The 21,128-nt window shown below is 47.0% G+C and carries 18 protein-coding genes; 12 read left to right on the forward strand and 6 right to left on the reverse strand.

The annotated features are described in order from the left end of the window. From HMPREF1028_RS14265 to HMPREF1028_RS00230, 3 genes are all read right to left on the reverse strand, one after another. Positions 1 to 217: IS630 transposase-related protein (locus HMPREF1028_RS14265; RefSeq protein WP_009310835.1), on the reverse strand; the 217-nt coding region annotated here is incomplete at its 3' end. 134 nt (positions 218 to 351) lie between these two features. Then, positions 352 to 690, reverse strand: coding sequence for an iron-sulfur cluster insertion protein ErpA (erpA, locus tag HMPREF1028_RS00225; protein ID WP_003758366.1), 339 nt, complete (start codon positions 688 to 690; stop codon positions 352 to 354). A 216-nt stretch (positions 691 to 906) separates the two neighbouring features. Then, positions 907 to 1,593 (reverse strand): helix-turn-helix transcriptional regulator, encoded by a 687-nt coding sequence (locus HMPREF1028_RS00230; RefSeq protein ID WP_003758368.1) that lies wholly within the window; start codon positions 1,591 to 1,593, stop codon positions 907 to 909. A gap of 299 nt (positions 1,594 to 1,892) precedes the next feature. Between HMPREF1028_RS00230 and HMPREF1028_RS00235 the strand changes: the two genes are divergently transcribed. Beyond that, positions 1,893 to 2,168: a hypothetical protein gene (locus tag HMPREF1028_RS00235; RefSeq protein ID WP_003758370.1), complete on the forward strand. Its 276-nt coding sequence runs from the start codon at positions 1,893 to 1,895 to the stop codon at positions 2,166 to 2,168. Positions 2,169 to 2,578: 410 nt separating this feature from the next. Here HMPREF1028_RS00235 and argC read toward each other — a convergent pair whose 3' ends face one another. Then, positions 2,579 to 3,622 carry an N-acetyl-gamma-glutamyl-phosphate reductase gene (gene argC, locus HMPREF1028_RS00240; RefSeq protein ID WP_009310836.1) on the reverse strand — a complete coding sequence of 348 codons (1,044 nt, stop codon included), beginning with the start codon at positions 3,620 to 3,622 and terminating at the stop codon, positions 2,579 to 2,581. 137 nt (positions 3,623 to 3,759) lie between these two features. Further along, positions 3,760 to 4,605: a DUF817 domain-containing protein gene (locus HMPREF1028_RS00245; RefSeq protein ID WP_009310837.1), complete on the reverse strand. Its 846-nt coding sequence runs from the start codon at positions 4,603 to 4,605 to the stop codon at positions 3,760 to 3,762. Between the two features lie 383 nt (positions 4,606 to 4,988). Between HMPREF1028_RS00245 and HMPREF1028_RS00250 the strand changes: the two genes are divergently transcribed. From HMPREF1028_RS00250 to HMPREF1028_RS00290, 9 genes are all read left to right on the forward strand, one after another. Next, positions 4,989 to 6,272 carry a deoxyribodipyrimidine photo-lyase gene (locus tag HMPREF1028_RS00250; RefSeq protein WP_009310838.1) on the forward strand — a complete coding sequence of 428 codons (1,284 nt, stop codon included), beginning with the start codon at positions 4,989 to 4,991 and terminating at the stop codon, positions 6,270 to 6,272. Between the two features lie 639 nt (positions 6,273 to 6,911). Further along, on the forward strand, positions 6,912 to 7,175 hold the full coding sequence (locus HMPREF1028_RS00255) for a PAAR domain-containing protein (RefSeq protein ID WP_009310839.1): 264 nt from the start codon (positions 6,912 to 6,914) through the stop codon (positions 7,173 to 7,175). A 212-nt stretch (positions 7,176 to 7,387) separates the two neighbouring features. After that, entirely contained in the window at positions 7,388 to 10,663 is a 3,276-nt protein-coding gene (locus HMPREF1028_RS00260) for an ImcF-related family protein (RefSeq protein WP_009310840.1), read from the forward strand. After that, complete coding sequence (gene tssA / locus HMPREF1028_RS00265) at positions 10,663 to 12,288, forward strand: type VI secretion system protein TssA (protein ID WP_009310841.1); 1,626 nt, start codon at positions 10,663 to 10,665, stop codon at positions 12,286 to 12,288. Before HMPREF1028_RS00260 ends, tssA begins: the two co-directional genes overlap by 1 nt. 9 nt (positions 12,289 to 12,297) lie before the next feature. After that, positions 12,298 to 14,064 (forward strand): type VI secretion system baseplate subunit TssF, encoded by a 1,767-nt coding sequence (tssF, locus tag HMPREF1028_RS00270; protein ID WP_009310842.1) that lies wholly within the window; start codon positions 12,298 to 12,300, stop codon positions 14,062 to 14,064. Then, complete coding sequence (tssG, locus tag HMPREF1028_RS00275; RefSeq protein ID WP_009310843.1) at positions 14,028 to 15,137, forward strand: type VI secretion system baseplate subunit TssG; 1,110 nt, start codon at positions 14,028 to 14,030, stop codon at positions 15,135 to 15,137. Before tssF ends, tssG begins: the two co-directional genes overlap by 37 nt. A gap of 20 nt (positions 15,138 to 15,157) precedes the next feature. Then, positions 15,158 to 15,697: a type VI secretion system lipoprotein TssJ gene (gene tssJ / locus HMPREF1028_RS00280; protein WP_003765178.1), complete on the forward strand. Its 540-nt coding sequence runs from the start codon at positions 15,158 to 15,160 to the stop codon at positions 15,695 to 15,697. Continuing rightward, a complete protein-coding gene (gene tssE, locus HMPREF1028_RS00285) occupies positions 15,697 to 16,110 on the forward strand; it encodes a type VI secretion system baseplate subunit TssE (protein ID WP_003758401.1) in 414 nt (137 codons plus the stop codon). Before tssJ ends, tssE begins: the two co-directional genes overlap by 1 nt. Positions 16,111 to 16,157: 47 nt before the next feature. Next, entirely contained in the window at positions 16,158 to 17,552 is a 1,395-nt protein-coding gene (locus HMPREF1028_RS00290; protein ID WP_009310844.1) for a hypothetical protein, read from the forward strand. A gap of 389 nt (positions 17,553 to 17,941) precedes the next feature. Here the strand turns inward: HMPREF1028_RS00290 and HMPREF1028_RS00295 are convergent, their stop codons facing one another. Further along, complete coding sequence (locus HMPREF1028_RS00295; protein ID WP_003758410.1) at positions 17,942 to 18,391, reverse strand: membrane protein; 450 nt, start codon at positions 18,389 to 18,391, stop codon at positions 17,942 to 17,944. 431 nt (positions 18,392 to 18,822) lie between these two features. Here HMPREF1028_RS00295 and HMPREF1028_RS00300 point away from each other — a divergent pair, with 431 nt between their 5' ends. Next, positions 18,823 to 20,202 carry a PIG-L family deacetylase gene (locus HMPREF1028_RS00300; protein ID WP_009310845.1) on the forward strand — a complete coding sequence of 460 codons (1,380 nt, stop codon included), beginning with the start codon at positions 18,823 to 18,825 and terminating at the stop codon, positions 20,200 to 20,202. Between the two features lie 132 nt (positions 20,203 to 20,334). Next, positions 20,335 to 21,072: a UDP-2,3-diacylglucosamine diphosphatase gene (gene lpxH, locus HMPREF1028_RS00305; protein ID WP_009310846.1), complete on the forward strand. Its 738-nt coding sequence runs from the start codon at positions 20,335 to 20,337 to the stop codon at positions 21,070 to 21,072. Positions 21,073 to 21,128 lie beyond the last annotated feature (56 nt).

Genomic DNA, 21,128 nt, shown 5'->3' on the forward strand with positions numbered 1-21,128 from the left:
GGTGTTGCCCAACATATTGAGCCAGTTTTTGCCTATCCAATTTGACGGCATTTAGACCGGTGACTTGATGTTTTAGGCTGCCTGTTTGCTTTTTAAGGCGAATCCACAGGTAAAGCGTGTTTCTTGACAGGTTAAACGTTGCTGCGGTTTGGCTGATGTTTTTGCATTGTTCGTAATAGTTTAAAGCTTTGTTCCTTAAGTCCGCAGAGTATGCCATGGTTAAACCTTCAAAGTTGAGTATTGTACTATTTTGTTTTTAATTGACTATAAGATAGATGTTATTGCTTTGAAAGCATATCAATCTAAAAGGCCGCCTGAGTGAACAGACGGCCTTTTTTAGAAAACGGCGTATTAGACGGAAAATGAAGAACCGCAACCGCAAGTGGTCTCCGCATTCGGATTGCGGATAACGAATTGGGAACCTTGCAGGCTTTCGGTGTAGTCGATTTCCGCGCCGACCAAATATTGATAGCTCATCGGATCGACCAAGAAAGTCAGCCCGTTTTTTTGGATTTCAAAATCGTCATCGTTTTTGATTTCGTCAAAGGTAAAACCGTATTGGAAGCCTGAGCAGCCGCCGCCGTTGACGAATACGCGCAGTTTCAAGTCGGGATTGTTTTCTTCGGCAATTAAATCAGCTACTTTGGTGCAGCAGCTTTCTGTAAAAATGATAGGGCTTTCGTCTGACATGATGTGATTCCTTTTATATAAATATTGCCAGTATTGTCGCGCAAACGGATTCTTGAAGCAAGAAGAGGGTGTTGCGGGTCGGGCGGCAATATCTGTCAACCGCTTACATGGCTGCAATCTCGAAAAATTTCAATAGGCAGGCGGACAGCCTTTACACCGTCCGTCCTGTTAAAAAATAGGAAAACATGAATTCAGGTCGTCTGAATACAACGCAGATCAGATAATCCGTCCAAACCATTCCACGCGGCCGATGATGGCAACATCTTCGGTCATTTTGTTTAAATCGATTTCAAAGGCCGGATAGGCTTCGTTGGCGGAGATGACGTTGACGATGCCGCCGGGTATGACTTGCAGCCGTTTCACCAAAAGATTTTCATTGATACGCAGAACATATAACCCATCGCGCGGGGTGGTTTCGCTGCGGTTGATGAGGATGGTATCCCCGTCGTTCAGGACGCCTTCCATAGAGTCGCCTTTGACGGAAATGACCGACAGGTTTTTGGTGTCGCGGGTAACGTAGTTTTCAATCCAGTAACGGCGGAATGCCATGGTAAACATGGGTTTTTCATCGCCGACAAGCTGTCCGTGTCCTGCGGCGGCATGGATGTCGTAGCGCGGAACGAAGATAAATTCGTCAATATCGACCGGATTGCCCAAAGTGTCGTAAGCGGTGGCTTTAGGCGGCTCGGTATTGGGAAACGGCTCTCCTTCTCCCGTCAGAAGCCAGTCTATGCTGCATCCTTTGAGCTGTTTGATTTTTTTCAGGGTTTCGGATTTGGGTAATCCGCCCTCGTTCCAGATGCGGCTGAAGCCGGCGATGGTCATATCGATATCGGCCGCGATTTTGGCTTGTCGTGCTTCATCTTTCCATAGAAAAGCCAGTCTGTCTTTAAAGGTATCCATGTTGTTCCTTTGGTTTAAGTGTGATTTTTAATACACTTTAAATGGTTAATGTGTATTTTACCTTAGTTTTTATCAAATTGTAAGAAAAATATTAGTTATGCTAAGAAAAAGTATTGCTGTTTTTGTTTTTTCTGAGTATTATGTGCTTATTGTTAGATTAATCGAATAATTTCGGTTCAAAAATACTTTTATTTTTAATTTGTATCTCAGTTTTGATGCTTTATTCTGATTAATCTGATTTTTTAGACTGAATTATGTTTTATTTGAATGTGTTTTAGATTTTGTTGGAGGCTGTGAAAATGACTCGTTATCGTAAAAATGCTTGGTTGGTTCTGACTGCTTTTGTATTGGGTTTTTTGGCGTTTCCTTTCAGCTATTCGCAAGCGCATCAATCTGATATCAGCGTTTCGGCACAAGAGTGCGAGCAGTTGAATAATTTGGTTTTGGAAAATATGAACGGGCAGCAGCAAGTATTTGCGCGCGAGTGTGATACGGTTGAGGCTTCGCATGATTGGGAGCAGCAGTACGGCAATTTGAATGAAGAAGAATTGGTTGCCGGTATTGTGTATGAGTGAGTGGCTGTGAGGCTGCTGTTATGAAGCTCTAAATCTGGAGGCGGGGAATTTTTGAGTTTGTATAGTGGATTAACTTTAAACCATTACGGCGTTGCCTCGCCTTAGCTCAAAGAGAACGATTCTCTAAGGTGCTGAAGCACCAAGTGAATCGGTTCCGTACTATCTGTACTGTCTGCGGCTTCGTCGCCTTGTCCTGATTTAAATTTAATCCACTATATAATGGACGGACGGGGTAGGCATGCGCCGTGTGGTCGAAGTTCACCGACTAGAAATTCTTTAGATTTGTGATTTGGAAGGCATTTGCTATTGCGGTTGTTGATGAGGGGTCGTCTGAAAACGGCGTGAGTGGTTTTCAGACGACCCCTTTACGTATGGATGAAAATCCCTCTTGTTCGGAATGACCGTATACATCAGGGAAGTAGTGGGGCGTTTTGCAGACCGAGTTGTTCGTCAAAACCGAACATGATGTTCATGTTTTGAATGGCTTGTCCTGCTGCGCCTTTCACTAAATTATCGATGACGGACAAGGCAATCCAAACGTCGGATTGCGGCGCTTGCTGGATGCTGATGCGGCACAAATTGGCTCCGCGGACGCTGCGTGTTTCGGGTGTGGAACCGGCAGGAAGGATGTCGACAAAGGGGCTGTCCCGATAGTATTCGCGAAGTATCTCTTCAGGATGGCAACCGTCCTCAAGATGCAGGTAAAGGGTTGCGTGCATACCGCGTATCATGGGTGTGAGGTGCGGAGTGAAGACAAAACCATCGGCAATGTCTGCCTGCAATGTTCGGATGGTTTGTTTGATTTCGGGAAGGTGGCGGTGTCCGCCGATACCGTATGCTTTGAAATTGTCGCCCGCTTCGCAGAGGAGTGAACCGATGTTGCCCTTGCGCCCTGCGCCGGAGACGCCGGATTTGCAGTCGGCAATCAATGGCATGTGTGCTTTCAGACGACCTTGTTGCAACAAAGGCAATAAGGGCAGTGAAACGCAGGTGGGATAGCAACCGGGGTTGGCGACGATGCGTGCGTTGGCAATGGCGTCGCGGTTCATTTCGCTTAATCCGTATACGGCTTGCGGGATAATATCGGGGCTGGCGTGGCGCATGCCGTACCATTGTTCCCATGTCGGGATGTCTTGGATGCGGAAGTCGGCGGATAGGTCGACGATACGGACGTTTTGGTTCAGAAGCGCGGGTGCTTCTTTCATGGCGACGCCGTTGGGCGTGGCAAAGAACACGACGTCACATTGATCCAGTCGGGCTTGATCCGGCGTTTGGAAGGTTAAGTCATAAATGCCGCGCAAACTGGGAAAGTAATCGGCAATGGCAATGCCCGCTTCGCTCCTGCTGGTAATGGCGGTTACTTCGACATTGGGGTGCGTGCTGAGCAGGCGGAGCAGTTCTACGCCGGTGTAGCCTGTTGCGCCGACGATGCCAGCTTTGATTTTTTGATTCATGATTTCTCCGTTGGGTGGACTTTAAATATGGAGGTTTAGTTTAATGGGATGGGGGTCGTCTGAAAAGGGGAAGGGGGTAATACGGCATGCTCTCATGATTGACCGTGTGGAAATCAGTATTCGTCTGACGGTATCCCTTAGTCTTTAGAAACGCTGATGGTGTGTTTGACGTGTTTTAAATTCGCTACGATGGTAAACGTCATTATCACCAGCAAAGCCCACGAACTCCATTTGCTGATGTGTACCGATGCCCATGCGCCGATTTGGTTGGGATAACGCCAAACGCCGAACAAAGTCCCTAAGTTTTCCGCCAGCCAAATGAAAAAACCGATCAGGACGAAAGACAGCAGAAGCGGCATTTTTCGGGTAGTGTCATAGGGCGTGTATAAAACAGTTGTCCGTGCATAAAGCCCGAGCGCGAATGCGGCGAGATACCAGCGGTAGTCGCCGAGATAGTGATGAGTGAAAAAATTGACGTAAATTGCCAGCGCGCACAATGTGCTCAACCAATACGGCGGATGACTTTTGATTCTGATATTAAAGAGCCGCCAAGCCTGGATGATGTAGCTGCCGACCGCCGCATACATAAAGCCTGCAAACAGCGGCACGCCGCCGATTTTGGTGTATGCCTCGTCCGGATAGCTCCAAGACTGGATGTCGCCCGATGTCTTGAACCACTCCAAAGCAAAGCCCACCAAGTGAAACAGCGTAATCGATTTCACTTCGTCCCACGTTTCCAGCTTGAAATACAGCATCGCAGCCTGCACGGAGACTGCAAAAATCAGCAGCAGGTCATAGCGCGAAATCCCCAGCCAGCCTGTTTTCGGAATCAGGAACATGGCAATGAAAAACAAACCTGCAAACAAACAGGCGCGCGCTTCTTTCAGTCCGAAAAACCAGAATTCGACCGCAAAACGACGCCAACCGTGCAAATCATCCCGTTTCGGGTGTTCCATCAGCCAAGTATCCAGTTTGCCCAACATATTTTCAGACGACCTTCAGATTTGCAAAGTGACGGAATATAACGGAAATGGGGAAAGGATGGGATATGGTATGACGAACGGCAATGTCGGAAGACGGGGCGATGAGGGGGCGTCTGAAAGCGTGTGCGATGTTTAGCATTTTTTGAGCGATAGGATGGGTCAGGACAACGGACCTGTGGCGTGCAGATTATTCGAGCAGAGTAGGAGAGCAGGGTTTAAGGCAGGTTCGGAATAGGGAGTATCGCACAGTTTGAAACAGCAAACAGCTTTTGCGAATGGCACGCCCTAGATTTTCAGACGACCTTCCCGTATTCCTCCTCCTTCTTCGGGCTGTAAAATTTCTGCTAAAATCAAACGCCTTATCCCTTTCAGACGACATCGCCATGCAAGCACATACATTGGTCTGGTTCCGCCGCAACCTGCGCATACGCGACAACGCCGCGTTGTCCGCCGCCGTGAAGCGGGGATTGCCTGTGGCAGGCGTGTGGGTGGCGCAGAGGTCGTCTGAAATCCCCAATCCGCGTCAGGATTGGTTTCGTTATCAGGCGGCGGCGGCTTTGCATGGCTTGCTGGCGGCCCGTGGCGTGGCTTTGTATGCGGTGAACCGTGTGGAAGAATTGCCTGCTTTGGCGACGCGGTTGAATGTTCAGACCGTAATTGCAGACGAAGCCTATACGTCGTCTGAAATCGGGCAAGATAACCGCATTTGGCGGATTTTGGATGAACAAGGCGTTGCGTTCGAGCGTGTTAACGACCGTGCCATATTCGCCAAGGCAGAAATCATGGGCAGTCACGGCGCGCCTTATACCGACTTCCCGCATTATAAAGAAGCGTGGCTGGCTTTGTTTCGGCAGCGGTTCGGCGGGCAGGATGTGGGAGGCAGACGCGCTGAAATTTTTCAGACGACCTCTGTTGAAATGCCGTCATTTCCTGCGTGGAACGGGCAGCAGGATATGGTTTCTGCGCAGCGCGGCGGAGAAGATGAAGCGGGCAAACAATGGCGGCAGTTTGAAGAAAATATCGGGTTTTATCCGATTATGAAGGATTTTCCCGCCAGGAAAGGCACCAGTCGATTGAGTGCGTATTTGAGCGCAGGCTGCATTTCGCCGCGCGTGTTGGCGGCAGAAGCCTCAGGGCAGGGCGCAGATGCTTGGTTGGACAACTTGATTCAGCGCGATTTCTATCAGCAGCTTGCTTACCACCGCGCCCGCATCGAGCCTGAATCTGCTGCCGAATCTGCGCCGTTTTCAGACGACCTGACGGAACGCTGGCGGCAGGGGAAAACAGGTTTCCCGCTTATCGATGCCGCCATGCGCAGCCTGAAATCGGGCGGCTGGCTGCATCCCGCCCTGCGTTCCCTGACGGCAGAATTTTTGTGCGGCATCCTGCATCAGCCGTCCGAACACGGCATCGCCTGGTTCGCCGCGCAGCAAACCGATTTTGATCCTGCGCTGAACGAGGGCAACTGGCAAACCGCCGCCCACAATGCCCGCCGACGTTCCCTCGATATTATCCAAACCGCCCGCCGGCTTGATCCCGACGGCACATTCGTCCGCCGCCACATCCCCGAATTGGCGCACTTACCCGTCAACCTCGTCCATACCCCGTGGCTCGCCTCGTCTGAAATTGACGCACACGGCTATCCGCCGCCCGTCGTCGCGCCCTAGAGCGTGATTATCGCTCGATAACGGCTACGGGTTTCTCATCAAACGACCTCTTTAAGCGTAAAAATATAGTGGATTAACTTTAAACCATTACGGCGTTGCCTCGCCTTAGCTCAAAGAGAACGATTCTCTAAGGTGCTGAAGCACCAAGTGAATCGGTTCCGTACTATCTGTACTGTCTGCGGCTTCGTCGCCTTGTCCTGATTTAAATTTAATCCACTATAGCTTGAAGAAGTCCGCCCTTGAAACACTTTTCTCCTTAAATCTCCTATCCTCAAACTTAAAACCGTCCCATGGTGGACGGTTAATTCATTTTTGAAATGAGCAAGTCAGGTTACTTCAAGAGGTTGCCTCAAGAGGTCGTCTGAAAATTGTTTTGTTTATTTTTTCTAGAGCGGATTAATTTTAAAACCGGTCGGGCTTTATCCTATTTTGATTCGGTATGAACTTAAGTTGTCATAAATATTTGAATGGCAATGGCTTTATTCATTATTTTAAAAAATTGATTGGCATTCAAACCATCGTAATTTTGCCCGCGTTATAACCCGTTTGATAAGCGGTATGAATTTGATATTTAACGGTAGTTACTAATTTATTTATTTTTTGATATGATAAGTAAATTTTTTAAAAAGGTAAAAAACTATGAAAGGTATTATCAGGCTGGGAGATGCGACTACTCATGGAGGTGTTGTGGTTCAAGCGTCTTCGGATATGGTCATTGAAGGAAAGCCTGCCGCTCTGGTAGGCGATTTGGTTTCTTGCCCCATACCCGGGCATGGCACCAATCCGATTATCGAAGGCAGTCAATATATGTCGTTTAAAGGGCGCGATGTCGCTGTGGACGGTTGTAAAACTGCATGCGGCTGCGCTTTGATCAGCAGTATGCCGACTGTCGGAAGCGACTAAGGGGAATGGAATCTGCAAGGAGCTAAAGTGCCGGATTGTCTGAAATAAGATACAAAATTGCATAATCCTTTTAGGGTCGCAGGTTTTTAGGGGTGCATGCCTGATTCGGGGCAGGTTTGGCAAAAAGCCTTTCATCTTAATAATTCAAAAGTTCTGATATTCAAAATACAGATTAAGTTTTTAGATTTTAAGTTTATTTTTCGGAAGTTATTATGAAGCCAATTTTTACTGGCATAGTGGTTATTATTCTAAGCATCGTCAGTGCAGTCTTACTCTACTTTTTAGGTCATAAATTCGGAATCGATACATCTGCAGCCAAAGCGGTTGTGTGGGCGTGTATCACGGTAGTGACCTCATTAATATTCTTTATCCCTCTGTTGACACGAATGCTTTGGTCTGGCGTGTCTGACAGACATTCCAATTTGAAGCATCTGAATCCCGAAGATTTAAGCGGTGACAGTGCGGAATCTACCCATTTGATCGGCGTGTCGGAACGCTGGGAGCAGTTGAGGCATATCCACTTGCTGACCAAGCAATATAAAAAACACCGTAAGCCTTGGATTTTTGTGGTCACTCAAGATACTGCTTTGCTGGAAGCCTCTTTGCCGGATATCCGCCGTCAGTTGTGGGTAGAAACTGCATCGGCTATTTGGATTGATGCACAGGCTATGGAGCCTGCGGGCGGTTGGCAATATCTGAGGGGCGTGGGTAAACGTCCTGCCGAAGGCATTGTTTCGCTTCAAGCAAAATCCTCAATTCATGAAAATGCTGCGCAATTGACCGAGTTGATGAAAAAGCTCGGATGGAAGCTGCCGATTAATCAGGTGTATCTGACCAATGAAGCCGATGAAATGCCTTCAGCCATCAGCCATGCTTTGAAATATGGTTCGACTGTATCGGCAACGGAGTTGGCGAAAGAATTGGATCAGTTTGCCAACCAGTTGGCACCAGTGGGTACGCAGCTGATTGAGGAAGATTTGCGCCAAACACCTATTGCAAAACTGTCTGCGACGTTGCCCTCTCAAAGTCAGGCTTTGGCAGATCATATTGCTGCTGAAAAACGGAGTTTGGGAAAACTGGATACAGTTGCCGGCGTTTCGTTTGTTCAAACCAATAATCCTGAACAATCAGGAGATTTGATTTACCGTGCGTTTAACGATCTGTCTGTTTTGGGTTCAGGTAAAAAACTGCATTTGTCCAAAACGGAAAAAACCTATCTGGCAATGAGTGCCGTAGCCTTGTTGGTCGGTAGTGTGTTTGCAGTGGGTGCGCACAGCAGTTATCAAGATATAGGTCGTCTGAATGCTGATTTGGAAAGTGTTCAGAAGGCAAAATCACGCTCGGAAAAAGTTGCAGCCTTAATCAAACTGCAACAAAGTATTGCCGAAATGGAATCTGGCAGGGATTTCTTGCAATATACAGCCAAGTTTTTGGGCTATGAGCATAGAAAAGAGCTGTTGGCTGCCGCTTATCGCAAATACGGGATTTTGGTTAAAGATGTCGTCAGCCGTCCTGCTACCGTATTCTTTGCGAATAAGTTGGATGGTTTGACTATGCTCGAAGGGCAGATTCCGGACGACTTCGAACTGCAAGACAGTTCTTATCAAGACCTGAAAGCATATTTGATGCTGACGTCCCATGTAGAGAAAACCAAAGACAAAAAAGATGCTGAATTCCTGACGAAAAAATTGGTGGAAATGCTGTCGGCACAGAATGTTTCTACCAAAGATGCACAAATTTTGGCTCAATTTTTCGTGCCGCGCATGGCTACCCATTCCGGTTGGCTGGAAACGGAGCAACCTGAATTGGTGTCACGAAGCCGTCAGATTCTGGTGGATTGGATCAACCGCGACCAAGGCAGTGAACAGTTATACAAACGCATCGTACAAGGTACGGATGCCAAGCTGAAAACCATCACATTGGCAGAGCTGCTGAATAAGGATTTGAAAGGCATTTGGAATGTCGGCAAACCTTTGCCTCGTGTGTATACAGTCGAAGGCTGGGAGAAATATGTTAAACCTGCTCTGGACCAAGCTGTTAAAGACAGCAAGAATACTGACTGGGTGCTGGGTGGAAACCTGCATCAGGCACCGGTAACGGAAGCTGCGATCAACAGTCTGAAAGAGCGTTATTTCAAAGAATATGCTGCGGCTTGGTATGACATGATGAACAGTATTACATGGCAGCCAAGGACGACCAATTTGGATGCGGTCAATCAGTTCCACGTTTATGCAGATCCTCAGCGTTCCCCATTGGTGGCATTGTTCCATGCTGTAAAAGAAAGCAGCCAGTTGGACAGCAAAAAAATCGACGTAAATCCAGCGGTTGCCGATGCTGCAAAACGTGCGGCGGCAAGACAGCTGTCTGCCCGCTCGCGTAGGGTTGCCGATACGGTATTAAATTCACAGGCTGAAAACATCAACGCCCTGGAAGGTAAAGTCAATGATTATCTGGCAGGACCGTTGGAAGCAGAATTTGAAAACCTGCTGCAATTGATTGACGCGCAAATCAATCCGAAGAGCGATTTGAGCCTGCAACGTTACCTTGAGCGAGTGACGACCATTAAACAACGTTTGATTCAAATGGCGTCTTCTTCCGATACCGGTGGTGTAGCCAGATCGGCCGTTCAAGGAGTCTTGAACGGCGGAGACAATGAATTTCTTGAAGGTATGCAGTATGCACGTTTGATTGAGGCTGGTGTGGGCGACAGATTGCTGCCGTTTGCGCGCAACGTTTTTGTCTTGCCATTTAATTCCGTATGGGATTCGATTGCAGGCGTGGCCCAAAAAGATATCAATAATCTGTGGGCAAGCAATTTTGTTAATCCTATGCAGTCTGAGTTGGGCGGCAGGTATCCGTTTGCCAAATCAGAAACCGAAGTTTCGATTCCCGTATTGGCAAAATACTTGGATATCAACAAAGGCGCATTGAATCAGTTTATAACGACCCAATTGGCAGGTGTTTTGACCAAACAAGGCAATCAATGGATTGTGGCACCGGGAAGCGAATTGAAAGTCAATCCGGGATTGTTGCAACAGCTGAATAAATTGAGTGCGATTTCTGAGGATTTCTTCGTCAACGGAGAAGGTGGTTACAGCTTTGAGCTGAAGCCGACGTCTACTCAGGGAATTGTTCAATTCGACTTGGTTGTTGATGGTCAATCATTGAATTATTTCAACCAACAGACAGAGTGGAAGCCATTCAAATGGCCGGGTGATGTCAGCAATGCCGGTTTGCGTATTTCTTGGGAAACCGAGGCAGAAGGTATGCGTAAAACTCAGGAAATCAGCGGACGTTTCGGTTTCATCCGTATGCTTGAAAAATCCAGGGTTACACCGATTGATGGAAGTACCTACCTGGTCGAATTCCCGCTGGAAAAAGACAAATTGATGCGCTTCTATATGCGGACCAATTCCGGTAAAGGACCGTTGGGACTGTTGGATCTGAAAAATATCCATCTGCCGAATAAGATTTTTGAGGTTAAATAATGATGACATTACCCCAATGGGTAAAGCCGGTACTCGGTGATGAAGGTACATCTATCACCGATAACAATATCCATCGCTGGCAAGAATGGTTGGAGCCTGTTTCAGACGACCATCCTTGCGGCGAGGATGTCGCCTATACAGATGATTTTGAAGCCATCAAGATTGAGTTGGCCAAACTTTCGGGTATGGACTACCGATTGATTTTGGATGCTTCAGAACGCCTGCTGAAGCGTGAATCTAAAGATCTGAGGGTAGCAACCTATTACATTTTTGCCTCACTGAGAGACAGAGGCTTGGCAGGTTTTTCAGACGGCTTGGAGATTTTGTGCGGGTTGCTGCAAAAATTCGATCAGTCGCTGTGGCCGAAAAAGCCTGTACAAAAACGTAATGCATTAAATTGGTTGTCCGGCGAAAGGGTGCTGGATACGCTTAAGAACGTGGGATTATCTGATTCTACGGAGCTTAAGCGGACATTATCGGCTTTGATGTTGTTGCAAAATTACTTTGAGGGATGGGAAGAGGTAGTACGCCCCAGCTTATTTCCATTGTTGCAATATTTTGAAGAGTCATCTGTTCGTTTTTCATCTTTTCCAACAAGTTCAAGTCAAAATCAGGAGACCAGTGCGCCTGTTGAGCAAGTGGCAACGCCGCAAATTCATCAAGAGAGTCGAGGGTCGTCTGAAAGTCTGACTGTCACAAAGGTTAACTCTTCTAAAGCCTTGCTTGACCAAGTCAGGATTAACGCTGCCTACTTGAGAGAACAGGATGATGGTTATTGGTCTGCAAACAAGATGATTCGGGCCGTCCGTTGGGGCGGATTGAACGGCATTCCTCCGCATCAAAACGGTCAGACGCGGTTGAAGGCTCCGAGGGCCGATTTATTGGCAAACCTGAATCGTTTGGTTCAGGAGCAGCAATGGCGCGATTTGCTCGATAAAGTGGAAGCGGCTTTTTTGGAAGGTGCTAATCACTATTGGCTGGATTTGCAATATTACGCATGGCAAGGTCAGCAGGCGCTAGGTGGTTTATATCTTTCCCAAGTTGAGTCGTCGCTATTTGAGTTGAAATCCTTATTGGCCCGATGCGAAGGCCTGACCGGCTTGAGTTTTGATAACGGATTCCCGTTCGTATCGGCTGATACGCTTAAATGGCTGGAAGAAAAGGTCATGTCGTCCGCGCGCAAGCAGACGAGTAGTCAAGCCATTCAAAAAGCAGTGTTAGCGTCGCCATCTCAGATAGAAAATCAAGAAAGTTACTGGCAACAGGCTCTGTTGAAAATACAAGAACACGGTTTAGACGCTGCATTTGCTTGGTTGGAAACATTACCGGAGTGGCAGACAGGTTCGGGGCAGGTTAAGAAATGGTTGATGATGGCTCGGTTGGCTGTAAGCGCCCAAAAGGCGGACTGGGCAGTGAAACTGTTGGAACAGGCTTCGAAGCAGATGCAAGTGTTGACAGTTAAAGAGTGGGACAGGCATTTTACGTTTGAAGTGTATGCCCTTTGGTATCAACTATTAAGTGAAAACCTTGATAATAAAGATATTGAGGCAGTCGGACAGCTCGAATTTTTACGGACAGAGTTGATGCAGGCAGATGTTGTCCGTGCATTGGAATTAATTTATTAAGCATATATTATGTCAGATCCCACATTACGCTATTATGAAGAAGAGATGCGGTATCTCAAAGAGGCGGGATTAGAGTTTTCAAAAGCCCATCCTGATCGTGCCGCAATGCTGAATTTAGACAGAGTAGGTACGCGCGATCCTTATGTAGAAAGACTGTTTGAAGGCTTTGCTTTTTTGACAGGGAGAATCAGACAAAAATTAGATGATGACTTTCCGGAATTGACGGAGGGGTTGGTCCATATGCTGTGGCCGCATTATCTGAGGATGATTCCTTCCCTGACTGTTTTGGAATTGATTCCGGATAATAAAAAGTTGCAAGGAGGGCAAGTCGTCAAAAAAGGATTGTCCGTTCAGTCCGAACCTATCAATATCAACGATAGATTGACCAGATGCTTGTATCGGACCACTGCTGATGTTGCGCTCCAACCTTTGAGCATATTGCATACATTGTTGGATTATGATGCGAATGGTCAAAGCGTCATCAAATTAACTTTCGGTATCCACCGGCAAATACAGAAAGAGAATTTAGATTTTTCCAAAATCAGAATTTATATTTCCGCTGATGAACCGATTGCCTTCGCATTGCGTCATGCTTTGTTGAATCAGACAGCGCGAATCAGCCTGCATCATGCCGAATTGCCATCTGCCGGCAATATACAGTTTAAGGCAGTCGGATTTGCTGAAGATGAAAGGTTGTGGGAGAAAGTCAATAACAGCTTTAGCGGCTATCAACTATTGCTGGAATATTTTTGTTTCAAACAGAAGTTTTTCTTTATTGATTTAGTGGGCATCGATGCCGGAGCGTGGTCGGAACGGATTAATGAGTTTAGCGTGAATGTGGTTCTTTCCAAGCAATACCCTTCAGAGCTTCGATTCCCTCCTGACTGTTTGAAATTGAACTGCGTGCCTGCCATCAATCTGTTTGATATGGAAGCAGAGCCTATCCGAGTGGATCATAAGGCGTTCGAATATCAGGTGAAGCCGCTGTTACATGAAGGTATGGCCGTTGAAGTTTATTCCGTCGAAGAGGTAGAGGCGGTTAATCATGAAACAGGCAAACGTTACCCCTATATTCCTTTTTCCTCATTCCAGCATCGTGGCGGATTGATGAAATATGATGCGCCGGAAAGGTATTTCCATACCAAAGTCAAACAAGGCGTATCAGGAAGACATGAAACATTTATCATGCTTGGCGGATTGTTGTGGGATAGAAAAGATATATTGCCTACCGAGACGCTTTCATTGAAGGTGGTTGGGACAAATGGTGCTTTGCCGCGTAAAAGTCTGAGGGAGACCCAGATTCAAGACGACGATATCGCCGAACCAAATATCAAAATGGTCAGAAACCTTACCACGCCGACATTGTCTTGCTATCCGCCGACAGAGGATAGATTCCAATGGCGCATATTGTCCCATTTGTCACCCAACTATTTATCACTATTGAATGTCGACAGTTTGAAAGGGGCATTGTCCATTTACGACTGGACTGAAGACGAGCTGAACAAGCGCAGACTGAATGGTATTGTTGATGTCAAACATGAAACAGTACAGAGAATCGAGCGTGGCGCAGTCCACCGCGGAATTCATATTACCGTAACATTTGATTCGACCGCATTTAGCGGTGAGGCGGAAATTTATTTGTTCGGAGAATTATTGAACGAATTTTTTGCAATGTATGCTGATTTGAACCTGTTTACCCGGTTCAGCATTGTTTCTCTGCCATCCGGGAAAACATATACATGGAAAGACAGCAAAACAACTATCACACGGTTTTAGAAACGGCGCACAAAAGCGCCAAAGAAAATAACGACAGGCAAACGCTTCCCTTATGGGAGATTCCTAGAAATAAAGCGCAGCGCGAAAGCGGGTCGTCTGAAATCTTCCAAGAGAAATTGGGGGAGTTTATTGTACGCAATGCGGCAACGATGAATTTCTTCCAATTTTGCCGGGTTTTAGAAACCCTTGCCGAAGGAAGTGAAGAAAAGGCTGTCGAGTCAACCGTAAGATTTAGAAGGGTAAAGTCTTTATCTTTCCCTTCCGGGGAAATCGCCTCGGTTGAATATGACGCAGAAGCCGATCTGCCGACTGTCAGGACGACATTTTTAGGTTTGTACGGTGTCGATGCGGTTTTGCCGGATTACTTCCTGAACGATATTGCGACGCATAAAGACGGCAGTGAAAGCCTGGCGGCATTTTTAGATATTTTTAACCACCGAATCACGACCCTGTTTTTCCAAGCATGGAAAAAATACCGTTATCCGTTTCTGTTTCAACGGGAGGGGCAGGATGACCTATCGCGTTCTCTCTTGCACCTAATCGGGCAAGGCATGGTCAACGGGAAATTCATGCATCCTCTGCTGGATAGCAGGATTTTGGGACTGTTCAGTATTTTTTACCAACGAACCCGAACCAAAGAAGGGATTGTCAGTATCGTCAGATACCTTCTTCCCTTTGCCGACGTAAAAGTAAAAGAGTTCCAGCCGCAGTGGGTCATTTTGGAGAAGGACCGCAAACTGGGGAAAGCCGGTTTGCGGTTAGACGGGGGAAGCGCATCTTTGGGCGGACGGATAAAAGATTACAGTCATTTGGTGCGTATTGAAATTACGCCCGATACATTTGACAACGCGCAGCTTCTGTTGCCAAAGCAGCAATTGCACCAAAAATTGCTCGAATTATTAAAACTCTATTTGGGTCGTCGTTTTGATGCGAGTGTTTACCTGAATATTAAAAAACAATGGATACCCAAAAGCCGTTTGGAAAAAAAACAAATATTGGGGATTAATACCGGTTTAGGTGCGATGCACCAAGACAAACAAATAAAAATAGCGAACTATACTTACTCAAACTAACTTCAAGAAAACGGAAAATCATGAATAAAAAAACCAGAATTACGTCAGTCTGCTCATTAGCCCTTTTATGCGCCATGCTTTCAGGATGCGGGATTTGGCAAGGCATGAAAGATGGAACGGTTGAAGCAACGAAAAGTGTTTTTTATACCAAACTCAAGATTTTGAAAATCGACCTGATTGCACGAAACGGTTTGAATCAAAACGAGCGCGGGCAGTCGCTGTCGACAGTCGTCCGAGTGTATCAGTTGAAAGACAAGCAAAATTATGAAGTTGCCTCATATCGTGATTTGCTCAATCAAGACAAAACCATCTTGAGCAACGATCTGGCAGAAGGTTACAAGCAATATACCATCCGGCCGGGGGAAACCATCAGCTTTGATGAAACGCTGAATAAAGACACCAAATATGTCGGCGTCGTCGCTTTCTATAACAAAGTAGGGGAAGAGCAGACTTGGAAAATGTTGATTACCAAAAAGCAGCTGACCAATAAAAAACCGGTCGTTATCGAATTGGTGGATAACAAAGTCCTGCTTCAAGAGACGGTCAAGAAAGTCAAATAATGGATGCCGCACTCTATGAGAAACTGACCGGATTTTATTCCGACGGTTTGCCGATAGATGACCTGCCGGGCAGCTTCCAGTTGGTTCGCAGTGTTTTGGACAATATCCAACGCATTCTTAACAGCAGGAGCGGTTCCTTGAAACATCTGCCGGATTATGGGATTCCCGATCTCAGCATGGTTTATAAAAACCTGCCGTCCAGCGCGCATGACTTGCGGTATTTTATGAGAAAAACCTTGTTGAAATACGAGCCGAGATTAAGGAACTTGGATATCCATCTCACTGAATCCAAAGACAATATTATGGTCTTGTGTTATCAGCTGGAATGCGAAATCGAAAACGTGGGTGCGGTAGTAATAGACACTTATTTTATGCCTGAGGGGACGGTTTCCGTTAAACGCAGCCGGACATAAGCTTTCTTTGGTGTGAATAGATTACTTTGAAAATTAAGAAATAAAATATGGTTAAACACATTTTCCTTACTTGCGGCGTGTTGCTTTCAGCAACCGCTCAAACCGCCTTTGCCAAAGAGCTGGAAGGCATGTTGGTCACTCAAAACAATTATGTCCGGATTCGAAGTTGTGATTTGAAAAACAATTACACTTTGCTTCCCGGTAGCGGAAACGGCTATGAAGCCGCAGCGGAAATCATCAGCGTCAGAAAAAATACGCCTGAAAACACACCAATCTATGTCGGATTAAGAGGCAATCTGGAAAACACCAATTTTTTGATTTCAGGCATTGATTTCATCAAAATGGGCGAGAGCTGTCATGTGCCGCATACCGAAACTCCGCCTGCCGAAGTCGTTATTCGAGAGTATCCGCTTAATCAGCAGAAATCAGGTTCGACAGGAGGCAAGCCTGAGTCTAAACAAGACAATACGAAATTAAAAGCTACGGAGTCCCAACAAGCTAAGGCAGAACAGGACAAACCGGAAGAAACGGCAGGCAAGTCAGAAGAGTCGATTCCTTATCCTGAAGTTACACAGACTAACCAATCGGAAGACGGTAAAAAGTCTGAAGGCAAGTCAAATTCAGACGACCTCGTTAAAGAAAGTGTGAAAACGGAGGATGCCAAACAGACAGATACCGAGAAATCTGATCGCACAACTGCTGGCTCGGCGACACCGGCAGTATCAAATACAACTGCGCCAACCGAGAAAAAAGCCGTAGAAAACAAGGAAATTGATACGGCTGCCAAAGCAGAAGCATCTGAGACGGTAGAAGTACCAGCCAAAGCAGAAACATCTGAGACGGTAGAAGCACCAACCAAATCAGAAACATCCGAAACGGTAGAAGTGTCAGCTAAAGCAGAAACGCATGAAACGGTAGAAGCACCAATCCGATTTGAACCACTTGAAAAGGTAGAAACGCTGCCAACCAAGACGGAAATTTCTGCAACCGAAGAAACACCAGCCCAAACGGAGGCACCTGCAACAGTAGAAACACGGGTAACAACAGAAACTACGCCAACTACGCCAACTACGCAAGCTCCGGTAGCGGAAGAAGCTTCGACAAAAGCGGTTGATGTAGAGGAGCATCCGTCCGTATCTGAGCCTGTGGCTCCCGTGGCTTTGCCGGCAGAAAGTCAACCGGTAGAAACCGCTACCGTATCCGAATTGAAGCCTGAAACCGGTAAGCAAGAGACTCCATCGGTAGAGCATGAGCCTTTGGCGCCGCAAGTAGATATCCAACACGAAGAAACGCATTCTGCACACAACACGCTGTCGGCAACGCCAATGGCTACCGAAACATCTACGTCACAGACAGAGCCTCCTGTTGTGAATGAAGAAACGTCAGTGCATCCGGTTTATGTCAATAAGGTCATCGTGCATGATGATGACGCATATGAATAAAAGGCTGATAAGCTCAACAAAATAGCAGAGTCGGTTTGCTGCTTATCCATAGAAAAGGTCGTCTGAATTTTTTCAGACGACCTTTTCTTATGAATGGATTTTAGCGATACAACATTTTTGCTCACTCTTGCTCAAAGAGACAAATTTCCTCAGGCTTGGGAAGCAAGAAATAAATCGGTTTTATATGAACCTCGTTACCTTTTTAATTTTGAATAATCTGCCCCAGCTGATGAGAAAGAGGGGATAGCGCGGCTGATTTGGTCATATTGGTTTTGCGGGTTATGCGGATTTTTTGCTTTCAAATGCCGCTATTTGTCAGCGTGTTATTTTGTGTTCGTTCTTTGTCTTTTAGACGACCTCTGATGGTAAATAGGTCGTCTGAAAACAGCTTACCAAGACAGATAGAACATGGCTTTGGCAAAAAATACGATGAACAGCATATGAGAAAACACGACGGCGTGGATGTATTTGGACCAGCCGACGGTCAGGGTGCGCCGTGCCATTTTGACGACGGCGATGGCGAAATGGACGAGGACGCTGACTGCCAACAGGATTTTGAGGGTGAGGAGCGTGCCGAATGAGGTGGCGAAGGGTTGGCTCAAAAAGGGCAGGTATCGGTTGAATACCATGACGATGCCGCTGATGAAAAGCGTAATGACGACGGGCGGCATAACGCGGACGGCGCGGTAGGACATGGCACGTTCGACTTCGCGGCGCGATTCGCGCGAGACGCGGCCGGTGTGCATGACGGACAAAACCAGCATTTCGAAAAATACGCCGCCGACAAAGGCGATGGCGCAATAGAGGTGGATGATGTGGGCGATGGCGTAGAGACTCATGACCGTGTTCCGAAGTGGATATTCAGGCGAAATTGTATCATCAGTCGGGTGGCTTCAGACGACCTTTTCCTTATTGTCGGCTCAATAGTCGGTGTCACTCGAGATGTGCAAAGAAGCCATTTTGTTTATTAGGACAGTTTGATAGGTAAGGGGCAAAATAGTTTTCAAATTATAGTGGATTAACTTTAAACCAGTACGGCGTTGCCTCGCCTTGCCGTACTATCTGTACTGTCTGCGGCTTCGTCGCCTTGTCCTGATTTAAATTTAATCCACTATAAATAAAGAGATTGTGCAATTGGAAACTGTATGATTTCAAATTGTAAATTACTCTTTTAAATGACGTTTGGTTTTTAAAACGACCGTTTGTTAGAAAGTTAAGACGGGCGCATTTTTAGATAATAAGATACGGGAAATAATCACAGGGGAATAAAATGTTATTGCTAGTATTGTTTTGCATGATACTTTGCCTGCTTGTAATTGCTGCCTTTATCGTGGCATCAATTCGCAGAAAACGGTTTGCTTACGATGTCAGCCGCGATTACGAATACGGTCAATTGCCCAAGTCGGCGACAGTCAGTTTGCGTGATGGCGAACTGATCTTGCCCGACACCATCGGCGCAAATGATACGGTAATCGCCAGAATCAACGTGAAATCAGGTTGGCTGGGCAGATTGGTGATGCCTTGGATCGGCGTCAAAACCAACCGCGGGGAATGGCGGGCGTATGTCGAACATGGCGGCAACGGCGCGCGCTACCTCAATTTGACCGATACCTTCGACGACGGCAGCAGAAAAATTACATTAAGCGGCAACCGCGTGTCCCTGCCTGATCAGGAAGTCGAATTGTCGGTTTATCCGCGCGAGTGTTTGAGCGGTAAAAAAATCCTGGTCCTTGCGCCCCATGCGGATGATGCGGAATTGGCGGCTTACGGATTATATGAAAAACATGCTGCCGATACGTTGGTGGTTACGATTACCGCAGGGGAGGGCGGCAGCTTCCATTACAACAATCTGTATGCGCGCAATCCCGAGCAAATGCAGGCGCAGTATCTGCAAAAGGGCAGGATGCGCGTATGGAACAGCCTGACCGTGCCGCTTTTGGCGGGGGTGTCGTCTGAAAACATTTTGCAGCTCGGCTATTTTGACAGCACATTGCAAGTCATGAAGCAGAATCCCGATGCCGATGTGAAGTCGACCAAACTGGATACGGCGGATGTCAATCTGTTCCGCCGTGCCAATACCTCGCCTTTGTCCAAGGGTTTGAACGGCGGTTCGAATTGGCGCGGTTTGGTCAATAATCTGGCCTATATTATCGAAACCTTCCAGCCCGACATCATCGTCAGCCCGTCGCCCAATATTGACGCACACAAAGACCATCAATATACGACGATTGCTGCGGTTGAGGCGTTGAAACAATTGGATTATCGGAAAGGCTCGCTGTTTTTGCATACGCTGCATTTTTTGAGCGACGATTTCCCGATCGGCAAGTCCGGCTCGATGTTGAGCCTGCCGCCGATGTTCGGACAGCCGTTCCATTTCCACTCCGTGTATTCCCTGCCTTTGAACAAGGAAGAGCAGAACCGCAAACTGCTGGCGCTGGACGCGATGAATGATATCCGCCCCAACGCCAACGGGTATGCGGATTGGAAAACCATGATATTCCGCGGCTTGAACGGCTTGCGTCATCATGTATTTGATATCGATAGGGATTTGGTCAACCGCTTTGTCCGCAGCAATGAGTTGTTTTACGTCGTTCCCGTCAGCGATGTGCATCAGGAAGACAGTTATCAAAAAATCGTCCAATGCGGCTGATTGGGGCGGGTTTCAAATCATTGCCTGCCTGAATGTCGGATAAAAAGAAAAATTGAGCGAAGTTCCGGCAACGGGTGAGATCATGCCGCATACGTTGGCAGTTGATATACAAAGGTCGTCTGAAAACCTATAATGGCAAGGATTTTACACCTGTTGCCCGCCATGCCGATTTACTTTATTTCCGATTTGCACCTGAGCGAATCCCATCCTGAATTGACTGAATTGTTTTTGCGCTTTATGCGCGAAAAAGCACCGCAGGCGCGTTCGGTTTATATTTTGGGGGATCTGTTTGATTTTTGGATAGGCGACGACGAGCAATCTGAATTGACCCAAACCGTCGCACAAGCGATTCAATCCGTCGTGCAGCGCGGGGTGGAATGTTTCTTCGTACACGGCAACCGGGATTTTTTGATCGGGAAGCAATTTGCAGCGCAATCCGGTATGAAATTACTGCCCGAATATGCGGTGGTCGATTTATACGGCAGTTCCGCCTTGATTTGCCACGGAGATACGTTGTGTATCGATGATGCGCGTTATCAGAAGTTCAGAAAGGTTGTTCACCAAAAATGGCTGCAACGCCTGTTCCTAAGCCTTCCGCTTGCCCTGCGCCTGAAAATCGCCCGCAAAATACGCCGCACCAGCAAGCAGGGCAAACAATATAAAGCCGCCGAAATCATGGACGTCCAGCCGCAATTCACCGCAGACATTGTGCGTCGGCATCGTGTCCAACTGTTGATTCACGGACACACCCACCGTGAGCATATCCATCAGGAAGACGGCTTTACCCGTATTGTGTTGGGGGACTGGAAGCCTGATTACGCTTCCATACTGGAGGTTGACGAACAGGGTTTCCGGTTTGTTCCTTTATAAATTTGCGGGGCGGTGGCGGGTAAAAATACAGGGGCTTGGGTTCAAGCTTTCATCTC

This window comes from Neisseria sp. GT4A_CT1 (assembly GCF_000227275.1).
Classification (GTDB): domain Bacteria; phylum Pseudomonadota; class Gammaproteobacteria; order Burkholderiales; family Neisseriaceae; genus Neisseria.

Excerpts from the sequence above, each read along its gene's own strand:
- erpA (WP_003758366.1), bottom strand. The coding sequence starts at position 690 with ATGTCAGACGAAAGCCCTATCATTTTTACAGAAAGCTGCTGCACCAAA.
- HMPREF1028_RS00230 (WP_003758368.1), bottom strand. The coding sequence starts at position 1,593 with ATGGATACCTTTAAAGACAGACTGGCTTTTCTATGGAAAGATGAAGCA.
- HMPREF1028_RS00235 (WP_003758370.1), top strand. The coding sequence starts at position 1,893 with ATGACTCGTTATCGTAAAAATGCTTGGTTGGTTCTGACTGCTTTTGTA.
- argC (WP_009310836.1), bottom strand. The coding sequence starts at position 3,622 with ATGAATCAAAAAATCAAAGCTGGCATCGTCGGCGCAACAGGCTACACC.
- HMPREF1028_RS00245 (WP_009310837.1), bottom strand. The coding sequence starts at position 4,605 with ATGTTGGGCAAACTGGATACTTGGCTGATGGAACACCCGAAACGGGAT.
- HMPREF1028_RS00250 (WP_009310838.1), top strand. The coding sequence starts at position 4,989 with ATGCAAGCACATACATTGGTCTGGTTCCGCCGCAACCTGCGCATACGC.
- HMPREF1028_RS00255 (WP_009310839.1), top strand. The coding sequence starts at position 6,912 with ATGAAAGGTATTATCAGGCTGGGAGATGCGACTACTCATGGAGGTGTT.
- HMPREF1028_RS00260 (WP_009310840.1), top strand. The coding sequence starts at position 7,388 with ATGAAGCCAATTTTTACTGGCATAGTGGTTATTATTCTAAGCATCGTC.
- tssA (WP_009310841.1), top strand. The coding sequence starts at position 10,663 with ATGATGACATTACCCCAATGGGTAAAGCCGGTACTCGGTGATGAAGGT.
- tssF (WP_009310842.1), top strand. The coding sequence starts at position 12,298 with ATGTCAGATCCCACATTACGCTATTATGAAGAAGAGATGCGGTATCTC.
- tssG (WP_009310843.1), top strand. The coding sequence starts at position 14,028 with ATGGAAAGACAGCAAAACAACTATCACACGGTTTTAGAAACGGCGCAC.
- tssJ (WP_003765178.1), top strand. The coding sequence starts at position 15,158 with ATGAATAAAAAAACCAGAATTACGTCAGTCTGCTCATTAGCCCTTTTA.
- tssE (WP_003758401.1), top strand. The coding sequence starts at position 15,697 with ATGGATGCCGCACTCTATGAGAAACTGACCGGATTTTATTCCGACGGT.
- HMPREF1028_RS00290 (WP_009310844.1), top strand. The coding sequence starts at position 16,158 with ATGGTTAAACACATTTTCCTTACTTGCGGCGTGTTGCTTTCAGCAACC.
- HMPREF1028_RS00295 (WP_003758410.1), bottom strand. The coding sequence starts at position 18,391 with ATGAGTCTCTACGCCATCGCCCACATCATCCACCTCTATTGCGCCATC.
- HMPREF1028_RS00300 (WP_009310845.1), top strand. The coding sequence starts at position 18,823 with ATGTTATTGCTAGTATTGTTTTGCATGATACTTTGCCTGCTTGTAATT.
- lpxH (WP_009310846.1), top strand. The coding sequence starts at position 20,335 with ATGGCAAGGATTTTACACCTGTTGCCCGCCATGCCGATTTACTTTATT.